Origin of the sequence: Bacteroides sp. AM07-18, assembly GCF_003602695.1 — a bacterium.
In the GTDB taxonomy this organism is placed as follows: Bacteria; Bacteroidota; Bacteroidia; order Bacteroidales; family Bacteroidaceae; genus Bacteroides; species Bacteroides uniformis.
Genome location: NZ_QTLM01000017.1, coordinates 21,426 through 32,204, shown reverse-complemented (window position 1 = coordinate 32,204; position 10,779 = coordinate 21,426). Strand labels below are relative to the sequence as shown.

Genomic DNA, 10,779 nt, shown 5'->3' with positions numbered 1-10,779 from the left:
AATGGTATTGAAGTCATCATTTCGCATAGCCTTCATGAAAGCCTCCTCTTGTTCGTTGGCAATGTCCGGATTTGGATCGTATGCAGTTGCTTGCCGAACAAGAACAGACTTTTTATTAATGTAATAGTGTCGCTATTCGTCTGTTTTTATCTTCTAGCTAAAGGCAGTAACAACCGTTCCACAAGTTCTTTCTTGTTCTCAACGGGCATCTTGTTTCTGCCTTTGGCAATGACTTCAGCAGCCAAATCGCTTTTACGCCCGGCAATGTATTTCTGTCGCTTTCCGTTTATGAAGGCCTCGATACGGAAATCATGCCGGGTGTTTTCGATGATGTTGATTTCTGATACCAAAAAGCCATCCTCTGTCTCGTAGGGTTCGACAATGGTGGGCAGGTAGTGTTTCATGGTTTTCCCTATGATCGGAGATACCAAACCGGAAAGATGCTCTTCGATGCGGTCTTTCCAATAGTCATCGATTTGATGATTGGTGGCATAATCGTAAAAATGGCTGATGGCAAGGCTGACTTCTTCGATTATCCTTTTCGCATTCTTTATTCCGTTCTGTTTGGCAAATTGCATCAGGTCATCTTCCGTGATGTCGTTATCTTTTCCTGCAATGCTCATGGAGTGTGCGTTTTCGTATGCCGCACCGTCCAAATTGGTGGTGAATGTCATGTCGTAGGCTGGGGTGATGTGCCATGTGCCGTTTCTTTCCATCAGGAAAGAGAAATTCTTGATGTGGTCATCCACATTGCCGCCCATGATATTGAATACCGTCCTACGGTAGAGTTCGGACTGTTCGCTTGCCGGGATGTTCAGTTTTCGGCAGACTTCAAACAAATCCTCATAGCTCGTTGCATCCGGATTCATGGCAGCAAGTGTCTGTGTATGTATCTTCTCTCCGTTTATCCTATCGTAACGCTCCGTCAGGAAGTGATGTTTTCCCTCAATTTGAATGAGTCGGGAAGGCATCATCGTAATCCCGGCTTCCTTTGCCATCTCATAATATACCATTTCCATTTGCGTGAACGGAAAATCGTCCCCTTCTGCAAACTTCAATATGTAGTAGGTATAGCCCTCCGGTAAAGGGACTTGGCCGGAACGTATATCATGTGTCGTTTCATTGATGGCGATGATGGCTTTCGGGTGCTGCCCTCCGGCTGATGTACCTATCTCATAGATACTTTGCAGTTGCAGTGCTTCGTCATCTTGCACGGATATTTCCTCCCGTTCCTCAAAGATACGGCGTGCCAGTTGGTATAAACTCTCTATCTGGAGAGTGGAAGAGGATTCCAATCCAGGAGTGGCCGGGATGAACTCAAAGGCTCCCATTCCCCGTTTCCCGATGAAAGACAGTTTATCTACCGGTGTGAGTTTGCGCTTGGGGATATGGTTTTGTGCCGCCCATTGGTCGAAGACCATGTTACCCCACCGATCAGGCAATGAATCTGCCAAAAACGGTGGGAGACCTTGATAAGTCTTTTCTTTGTTTCCGAGTATGGGCATACCCTTTGCCGCCGGTCCTTTGACAGAAGCGGTCAGTGGGGCGATTTCCACTCCTTTCTTGATGAAATCCGGATGATAGTTGAAGACGGCTCTTTTGTTTCTTTCGTCCCAATAGAGCTTTCCGACTTCTTCTCCCCATAACATAACACTCACAACATTATTTTCCATGTCTTATCCTTTTCGGCTTTTTATTCATTATTCGTTCCATTGTATAGGCTGAAACAGGTATTTCCGGCATCAGATCATCCATCTGTTCCAGACAGTCCACTACTCGTAACAGGGCAAGAAAGTTGCCCATATTGATGTTATAGGCCTTCCCGTTCTCAAACTGGCGTAAGGTGATAAGGCTGACACCGGCTTTCTCGGCAGCCTCTTTTTGGGTGAGCCTATAGGTTAGCCTGTATTCCTTAAATCGTCTGCCCAGTTCCACTATGATTTCCGGATTGGCCATGGCTTGGGTGATGTGATTCGTTGTCATTTTACAAAGGTAAATATATTAATTGTTAAATCAAAATATGATATATAACAATTAATATATTTACTGTTATATTGAATTGTGCGCGATGTAGTTTGTGTGCTAATCCCCCAATTCCATGCTACGTTTATTGCCGCCTGTAATCGGGCTTTGCGCGGGTTTTATGTCCTGAAGGCTTTTTAGCATCCCTTCCATTTGGAAGATTTTGGCGGCAGCGATGAAGGTGGTGGCGGATACATCCGGCTGGAGGCTTTTCAGTGTGTTCTCCGATGGCTGATATCCTCTCATCTTCAGTTTCAGAATGGTATTGAAGTCATCATTTCGCATAGCCTTCATGAAAGCCTGCTCTTGTTCGTTGGCAATGTCCGGCATATGGATCGTATGCAGTTGCTTGCCGAACAAGAGCAGGTTTTCTCCGATAAAATCGGCGTGTTCCGGCTTGACCCCGCAATCCTTGGCAGTCTCATGCCAATGCGATACGGTTTCCTGTATCTCTTCGATAATCTGTTTGTGTTTCCGGATACCCATGTTCTCACCTACCTTTTGCAGATCTTCCATCGTGAAATTGTCTTGTTTGCCGTTGAGTGACAGCTGGTGGCGGTTCGTCCATTTGCCGCCCGGTGTGTATGAGTAGCAGAGGTCGTATGCTGGGGCCAGTTTCCACTTCCCTTGTCTATCCATCAGGAAAGATAAGTTCTTGCTATGGTCGTCATGGTTCCGGCTCATGACGTTGAACACCATTCTTCGGTATAGTTCCTCCTGCTCTGGATAAGGGAGGTTCATCTGCCGCATGATACGGAATATCTCTTCGTATGAATGGCGTTGGTCACGGTCATAGTGGGCAAGCCCGGCCAATGTCTGTACATGGATCTTCTCTCCGTCTTCCATACGGTCAAAACGTCGTGTCATAAAGTGATATGACTCTTTTTCCTGAAGTAACCGGCATTCCATCATATCGATACCGCAGGCTTTTGCCATCCGGTGATAGGCATATTCGATATTTCCTATTCCTTGTGGATTGTCCGTTATCTGCGTGTGTTCGCTGTATTTGCCGCCATCAAATTTCAACAGCCAATACCCGAATCCTTCAGGAGCTTTTACCTGTCCGGAGCGTACCTCTCCGGTAATATCGTTGTAGGCGATGATGGCCTTGGGCTTGGCACCTCCGGCAGATGTTCCCACTTTCAGTATATCCAGAATGTTTCTTCCTTCCTGGCGCAGTTGGACCTGAAAAGCCATTCTGTCCGTGAATACGGATTTGGCAAGCTCAGTCAGTTCCTCGATATGGAGCACTGATGATTCGTTCATGCCGTTGATTGGCGAGGACGGCTCAAACTCCAGTGCGCCCATGCCACGTTTGCCTACATAGCAAAGCCTGTCTAAAGGGGTAATCTCTTCTCCGGACAATCCCTTGCTGGCAAACCATTCATTGATGATCTGGTTTCCGAAAGTGTCCGGCAGTGAATCGGCAAACAGGCCGGGCAACCCCTTGAAACAGTCGGTACGGTTTTCAAGGAACCGGTAGGGGGTGTTCCTGTACTGGCTGATGGGCATGATGATGGGAGAAATGTCAAGACCGGAGCGGATGAACTTCCGTTCATAGTCGAACAAGGCGGCATTGCTTTCCTTTTCCCAATAGAGAGAGCCTACGCTTTCTCCCCATAGCTTTACATCTACTATCAAATCATTCATGGTTATCTTGTTTTAAATGGCGTACACGGTAGCGTTTCTTTCCTTGCAGTTTTTTGAGCTCTATCGGGCTGACCCGGATTTCCGGTACCAGTTGCTCCAGGTTCTCCAGCAGGCCGAGCGAGCGGAGTACGCTGATGAACAACAGCAGCGATACCGATTTGCCCTTCTCGATGTTCGCAACGGTCAAGGGGCTTACACCGGAAGCCGTTGCCAGTTCTTCCTGCGTGATATGCTGCCTGATACGTGTCTCTTTGATGCGCTGGCCGATTCTCATCAGCACAGCTGGATTGCTCATTTCATTCCACATGGTTGTTCCTTTTTTGCAAATATACAAATAATCCATGTAAATATATAGATTAACTTGAATATATGATGTTAATCTATATGAATACAATGATTATAGTTGCTTTATCGGCTGTTTTTTTCTTTGAACTAGGATGAAAACTGACTAAAATCACAATGTGTTGTGAATATGAAAGAGCTAGGAAAGATGATTAAAGAGTGCAGGAAGAGTTTGAAGGTCAATCAGCTGGAACTTCTCCGAACTGGCGGGCGTGGGCATCAATACGCTGGTGGCCATCGAGCGTGGAGAAGGCAATCCTAAATTGGCTACTGCTTTCCATTGGAGTTGATTAAAGTGCGGAAAAATGTATAAGATTGCTTCTATTATCTGTTTATTTTAGTATATTTGTGCTTTAAATAAGTGCGGATAAATGTATTATACGCTGTTTTTACATGTATAAAAATGCTGTTTGTAGATGAAAAGATTTGTTTTGCAACAACTTATAGAATGGAAAAACCGTGAGGATAGAAAACCTCTGATTTTAAATGGTGCCCGACAAGTTGGGAAAACATGGCTGCTCCATGAGTTTGCCAAACTTGAATACAAAAAAGAGGCTTATGTGGTATGCCGTAAGAATAACCTTGCACGCCAGCTTTTTTCTCAGGATTTCAATGTTGACAGAATTTTACGGGGGCTGCGTGCGATGACTTCCGTTGACATTACTCCGGGTGATACGCTTATTATCCTTGATGAGATACAAGATATCCCGGAAGCACTGGAATCTTTGAAGTATTTTAAAGAGGAGGTTCCGGAGTATCATATAGCTGTGGCAGGTTCACTTTTGGGGATATCCCTTCATCAGGATGTGTCTTATCCCGTAGGGAAGGTAAATGTCATCAATATATTTCCTATGAACTTTGAAGAGTTTCTTGTCGCCAAGGGAGAAGAAGAAGCTTGTAAATTGCTTATGAGTGGGGATTTTGAAACGATAAGCCTCCTGCATGACAAATATACGGATCTCCTTCGGCAATATTATTATGTAGGTGGTATGCCGGAAGTTGTACTCAAATATGTAGAAACGGATTCCTTGCTGGAAGTCAGAAGAATACAGTCGGAGATTTTGCAAGGCTATGATCTTGACTTCTCAAAACATGCGCCCAAAGAACAGGTTCCGCGTGTCCGAATGGTATGGAACAGCATTCCTTCCCAATTATTTAAAGAAAACAAGAAATTCATTTACGGAGCTTTGCGAAAAGGTGCCAGAGCCAATGATTTTGAGATGGCCATTCAATGGCTTGTAAATGCCGGGTTGTTGTATAAAGTGCCTCGATGTACCAAACCGGAGCTTCCGCTTGATATTTATGAAGACCTGTCGGCTTTCAAACTCTATATGGTTGATTTGGGGCTTATGGGTGCTATGGTCAAGACAGATCCGGCCCAAGTCTTGATTAAAAACGACATATTTAAGGAATACAAGGGAGGAATGACTGAACAGTATGTATTGCAGCAGATGAAAAGTAAGGGCGTGTCACCGATTTATTACCATAACACAGACAATTCGCGTCTTGAGTTGGATTTTGTTATTCAACGTAATGCCCAAATGGTGCCGATAGAAGTGAAGGCCGAAGGGAATGTCCGGGCCAATTCGTTGACAGCATTACTGGGAAAAAGACCGGAATTGCATGCGGAGAGATTTTCTATGTTGCCTTATAAAGTACAGGGTAATCTTACAAATTTTCCGCTATATGCAATATAGGTGTATCCTTTTCCCATGCCGGTCATACCGTTAGAACTGATTGATAAGTATGATGCGTATGTTGGCCGGTATGTCTATCTTTGTGGCAATGAAAACAGAGAGAGGATTGATTTACGCCTTGTTTTCCGGGACGGAAAGGAGATTGGCACGGATGATCTGAATCTGTATTATAATTGATGTGACGGCTTGGATGTCCCCCGGATGAATGTTCGGGGGATTCTTTTTCTTTTGGGCGTTCCTGTGGGACGGTCAGGCTTTCCGTTGCAAGTCCTCGCCTAAAGGCTGTGGGCTTTACTCTGCAATCCCTAACGCATGGCTGAAAAGTCCTCTTGCCGGTGTTCTTCTTCATACAGCCTCATGCGTTCTTGTAATGCTTCTTTTAAATTGTCGCTTTTTTTCAGTCCGAGTTTGGCACGTATGTTCGCTCGTTGGCTGGTTATGTTTCCGCTACTCCGATGTAATAATTCGCATATTTGGCTGACGGTCTTGTCTTGCAGTATTAAACGGCAGATGTTTAATTCGGACGGGGATAAATTGGGATATATTCTCCTGATTGTATCAAGTTTACTTTTTTCCTTTTTCTGGTATGCGGCAAGGGCTGTAAAAAGATTTTCTTTGGATTGTTCCCCTATTATGCTTAACAGGGAGCTTGTCTTTTCTTCCGGGTTATTCTCGCTTAACAACTCGGCGAACGCGAATAGTTCTTCCTTTTTCATTTGGAGACGTTTCAAAAGCATTTCCTCTTCCTCTTTTAGCAAGTTGCTACTTTTTAGCAAGCTGCTGATATTACTGTGTAAGGATCTTCCTAATAAGGGGATCATGGTGTATATGATGATGATCAAAGGCAGATAACTGTATAGGAACGGTTCGTCGGTGATAAGTGTGCAGATTGTATAGGAAGCTATGGTAAGGGAGGACAATAGGATGGAGATATTACTCATATAGGCACAGATGGAAAGCATGGTAAATAAGAGAGAGATACTAATGTTACTCATTATCAATGCTCTTTGATAACTATATTCATATCCGCTACATATTGAGCAATAAATTATTTCGATAAAAATCTCGATATGTATGGCTATCAGTATAATGGAAAAGGTCGTGGTCAGATTTACTCTCTTTTTAAAATAAGCGAGAGTGCACATAATGATAAACAGGAATAATACGCTGTTAATATAATAAAACTGTTCATTGGGAAATGGAACTGAATATATGTATATGGGTGCGCATAAGGCCAGCATGAGCAGGGATAGATGAAAGACACGTTTTTGTTGATACGTTATTATCATTTCGCTTTCTTTTTTGTCGTAAGTTTGAGTTTTTATTGAACTTAGAAAAGTAGCGGCTTTTGTGCTGATTTTCATGTGTTTTATTGTTTTAAGTGTTATTAAGTATAATGTTTCCTGCAAAAATAACTGTTTTTTTTTTTTTTGTATGTTTAAGTACTTTTCTTTATGATGTTAAGTGTTTTTAATTGTTGTGTAAGCGTGATTGGCTGCTGTGGTAAGTGTTGTAGCTGTTGTGTGGTTGTCTTTTTAAGTATTTATAAGTTTAAAATACTTGTTTTTTGCTTTGGAGGTTGGTTTATAAGTGCATATCTTTAGCGGTTGAAATTCAGGGGGGTGTAAAAGCCTGGGTTTGGATTGTCATATTAACAAATGATTAAATGACGAAAAGATGTTTTTTTTATATTAAATGTGTATTGTTCGTGCTCGTGTTGAGTATAAGCGGAGAAATATCCGCTCAGGAGAAGCGTGATTCGGTAAGGATCTATTTTCATCAAGGAAAGGTAAATATAGATACATGTTTACTTGACAATGGGAACGAGATGGAGCGGTTTGCTAAAATCTGTTCCGCATTGAACGACTCCGTCCGTCTTATCAGGAAAATTCAAATAATAGGAGGAGCTTCCCCGGAAGGAGGGGGGCTGTTGAATGGAAGGCTGTCTGAAAAACGAGCAGAGGTTTTGTGGCGGTATATATCACCTTATATAAAGATTCCGGTATTGGAGAAGGATTTTCATTTTTCGGGAAGTGACTGGAACGGACTTATAACGATGGTGAGAGCGGATGTGAATGTTCCGGAGAGGGAGGATGTCCTTCGTTTGTTGGAGAAGATCGTCCGTTTGGAAAACCAGGACAGCCCTTATTTGGGGGGAGAACTGAAAAGACTGAAAGGGGGGAGGCCATACTCATATTTGTATAAATTCCATTTTCCGAAACTTCGTTCGTCGATGGTGAAAATATGCTATGATAGTGATCCGATAAATCCCGTCAGAGATACGGTATATATACATACACGTGATACGTTGTGCATCCGTGATACCGTTACCGTCATAGCTCCGGTAAAGAAACGGCCGTTTTGCATGGCGGTGAAAACAAACTTGCTTTATGACGCTGTTTTGATACCTGACATCGGGGTTGAGTTCTGTTTGGGGAAGAACTGGTCTGTGGCCGGGAATTGGATGTATGCCTGGTGGAAAAGTGATCGGAAGCATAATTATTGGCGTATCTATGGGGGAGATGTGGAGTTGCGCCGCTGGTTCGGTCGGAGAGCGGTGGAAAAACCGTTTTCCGGGCATCATGTCGGATTGTACGGGCAGATCGTCACCTATGATTTCGAATTGGGTGGGAAAGGTTACTTGGGGGATAAATGGAGTTACGGGGGAGGCGTGGCTTACGGCTACTCGTTACCTGTGGGACATCGGTTCAATGTGGATTTCACGTTGGGAATCGGCTACCTTGGAGGATCGTACAAGGAGTACATCCCTTTGGACGGTCACTATGTATGGCAGACCACTAAAAACCGCCGCTGGTTCGGCCCGACCAAGGCGGGTATCTCTTTGGTGTGGTTGATCGGGCGGGGGAATTATAGCCGGAAGAAAGGAGGCAGGCAGTGATACGGATACGCTTTAGTCTGGTGTTCATATTTTTATGGATAGGACTGACGGCTTGTGAGCATAAGGATTTATGTTACGATCATCCGCACTTTGCCACGGTGCGGGTAATATTCGACTGGACCAAGATTTCCAATCATGACAAGCCTGAAGGCATGAGGGTCGTATTTTATCCGACCGATGATGAAAGCAACACGTGGATATTTGATTTCCCCGGAGGAGAGGGGGGGGAAGTGGAGCTCCCCGAGAATGATTACCGGGTAATTTGCTTCAACTACGATACCGACGGGATGGTTTGGAAAGGAAACGGCAGTTACACGCTTTTTACTGCCGATACGCGTGATGTTCGGTCACCGGATAACCGGACAATGGCTGTCACCCCACCCTGGCTGTGTGGCGACCATATAGACGGAGTTATCCTCAAGGACATTCCGGGAGGAAGCGCGGAGATAGTACGGCTAACTCCCGTAAACATGGTATGTCACTACACGTATGAGGTGAACGGTCTTCGGGGACTGGATAGGGTGGCGGATTTGCGGGCCGCTCTTTCCGGCATGTCCGGCTCGCTTAACATGTCCGGCGACAGTTTGCCCGCCGGTCTTTCGGAGAGCCTGCTCTTTGATGGAATGGTTTCACGGAATCAGATTATAGGCGGATTCTATACGTTTGGACATTCCGCACTTGAAGGAGAGCCCAATGTTTTCCGGCTGTATCTCAAGAACCGTTCCGGCAGCATGTCTGTATTGGAACAGGACGTGAGCGACCAAGTGCATGATGTCCCGGTAGCGGGGCATGTCGGTGATGTGCATCTGGTGTTGAATTTTGATTATGAGGTACCATTCGAGCCGGGAAGTGACGGTGCGGGATTTGATGTGGACGTTGATGATTGGGATGATGTGAATGTGGATATAGTGTTATAAACGGATATTTGAGTTTTCAGTGCGGATTGGATGCCGGGTAAACGCTATGTCAACTATTAAGTAATCGAGTTTATTAATTATATGTATCAATTTAATTTATTTTTATTTATGAAAAAAAGTACAGTAATGCTTTGGGCAATCTTTGGAGCACTACTCATGGGTTGCTCAGACGAGGAGATTGCGAATGTGGAAACCTCCTCACGAAATGCGATTGGTTTTAACGTGTTAAGTAATGCGGCGGAAACGAGGGCTACCCCTACTACCAACACCAACTTGAAGAACACCGATTTCGACGTGTTCGCTTTTACGGCGGATGGTACTGCCTTCATGGGAAAGGTCGACACGGAATTTGGACATGACGGAGTGAATATCGTGTACAAAGATAATAAGTGGGATTATAAAAATGCGGGCGATCTTCGTTATTGGCCTACCGAGCCTTTGGACTTTTACGCGTTCAATCCCGGAACGGTTGATGAAGCCATGCAGTGGAGTTATATGTGGGAAGCCACCAAGGATACTCAAAAGATAACTTATTCCTGCTCCGATGAGTATGGATCTGGTATCAATGCTCATGAAAACTACGACGTGATGTATGCCATAGCCAAAGGCCAGACAAAAGACAAGAACAACGGAGTAGTGAAATTTAACTTCAAGCATATTCTGTCACAGGTCGTATTCAAAGCAAAGACCGAATACGATAACATGCAGGTGAATATAAAGGACATCAAGATTTTTAATGTAAAAATGGGCGGCGTCTACACATTGCCTGCGACAGCCGATGGAACGGGAAGTTGGGCTGTGGGTGATTGGCCTGAAAGCTCTACAGGAGGAGGTTTTATTACCGTAGTGCAAGGCAAATCCATCGAGGTCAATAGTAATACCACAGCTACCGATATTTCCGAAAAAACTCCTATGCTGAATATACCACAGAAGCTGACAGAATGGAAAGTTTCCGAAGAAGCCACCAATACCAAGATAAAAGCCGACGGTGCGCATCAATGTTACCTGTCGATCACCTGCAAAATCCAGCAGTCCGGAGGTTATCTGTTGGGTTCAGCAGATAGTTACGGAACAATTTATGTTCCGTTCGGAGATACATGGGTAGCGGGCAAGCGTCATATCTACACGTTGATTTTCGGTGGTGGTTATACTGATCAGGGAGTGGCTGTGTTGAATCCGATCCAGTTTGATGCAGGGACAACAGGCTGGGTTGATGCAGATAAAGACGTAAACGTCCAACCCCAACCTTAAT

The 10,779-nt window shown here is 44.5% G+C and carries 9 protein-coding genes and 1 pseudogene; 5 read left to right on the top strand and 5 right to left on the bottom strand.

Features of this window, described 5'->3' with window-relative positions:
* Positions 1–146: 146 nt before the first annotated feature.
* The 4 genes from DW096_RS16490 to DW096_RS16475 all read right to left on the bottom strand — a co-directional run bounded on the left by DW096_RS16490 (position 147) and on the right by DW096_RS16475 (position 4,015).
* A complete protein-coding gene (locus tag DW096_RS16490; protein ID WP_005868817.1) occupies positions 147–1,673 on the bottom strand; it encodes a type II toxin-antitoxin system HipA family toxin in 1,527 nt (508 codons plus the stop codon).
* On the bottom strand, positions 1,663–1,983 hold the full coding sequence (locus tag DW096_RS16485) for a helix-turn-helix transcriptional regulator (protein ID WP_005868815.1): 321 nt from the start codon (positions 1,981–1,983) through the stop codon (positions 1,663–1,665). Before DW096_RS16485 ends, DW096_RS16490 begins: the two co-directional genes overlap by 11 nt.
* Before the next feature lie 99 nt (positions 1,984–2,082).
* Complete coding sequence (locus tag DW096_RS16480; protein WP_005868813.1) at positions 2,083–3,672, bottom strand: type II toxin-antitoxin system HipA family toxin; 1,590 nt, start codon at positions 3,670–3,672, stop codon at positions 2,083–2,085.
* The gene (locus DW096_RS16475) at positions 3,665–4,015 is read right to left on the bottom strand and encodes a helix-turn-helix transcriptional regulator (protein WP_005868812.1); all 351 of its coding nucleotides are present in this window, start codon (positions 4,013–4,015) and stop codon (positions 3,665–3,667) included. Before DW096_RS16475 ends, DW096_RS16480 begins: the two co-directional genes overlap by 8 nt.
* Before the next feature lie 129 nt (positions 4,016–4,144).
* Between DW096_RS16475 and DW096_RS19605 the strand changes: the two are divergent.
* Both DW096_RS19605 and DW096_RS16465 read left to right on the top strand, forming a co-directional pair.
* Positions 4,145–4,304 (top strand): annotated as a pseudogene (locus DW096_RS19605) (helix-turn-helix domain-containing protein).
* Between the two features lie 126 nt (positions 4,305–4,430).
* On the top strand, positions 4,431–5,711 hold the full coding sequence (locus DW096_RS16465) for an ATP-binding protein (RefSeq protein WP_005868811.1): 1,281 nt from the start codon (positions 4,431–4,433) through the stop codon (positions 5,709–5,711).
* A 305-nt stretch (positions 5,712–6,016) separates the two neighbouring features.
* On the opposite strand, the gene DW096_RS16460 is transcribed toward DW096_RS16465, so the two are convergent.
* Positions 6,017–7,075: a LuxR C-terminal-related transcriptional regulator gene (locus tag DW096_RS16460; protein WP_117889581.1), complete on the bottom strand. Its 1,059-nt coding sequence runs from the start codon at positions 7,073–7,075 to the stop codon at positions 6,017–6,019.
* A gap of 302 nt (positions 7,076–7,377) precedes the next feature.
* Here DW096_RS16460 and DW096_RS16455 point away from each other — a divergent pair, with 302 nt between their 5' ends.
* From DW096_RS16455 to DW096_RS16445, 3 genes are all read left to right on the top strand, one after another.
* Positions 7,378–8,610, top strand: a complete 1,233-nt coding sequence (locus tag DW096_RS16455) for a DUF3575 domain-containing protein (protein ID WP_005868809.1) — start codon at positions 7,378–7,380, stop codon at positions 8,608–8,610.
* Positions 8,607–9,527: a DUF5119 domain-containing protein gene (locus DW096_RS16450; protein ID WP_007564613.1), complete on the top strand. Its 921-nt coding sequence runs from the start codon at positions 8,607–8,609 to the stop codon at positions 9,525–9,527. Before DW096_RS16455 ends, DW096_RS16450 begins: the two co-directional genes overlap by 4 nt.
* Before the next feature lie 108 nt (positions 9,528–9,635).
* Positions 9,636–10,778, top strand: a complete 1,143-nt coding sequence (locus tag DW096_RS16445) for a fimbrillin family protein (protein ID WP_233555726.1) — start codon at positions 9,636–9,638, stop codon at positions 10,776–10,778.
* Position 10,779: the final 1 nt, after the last annotated feature.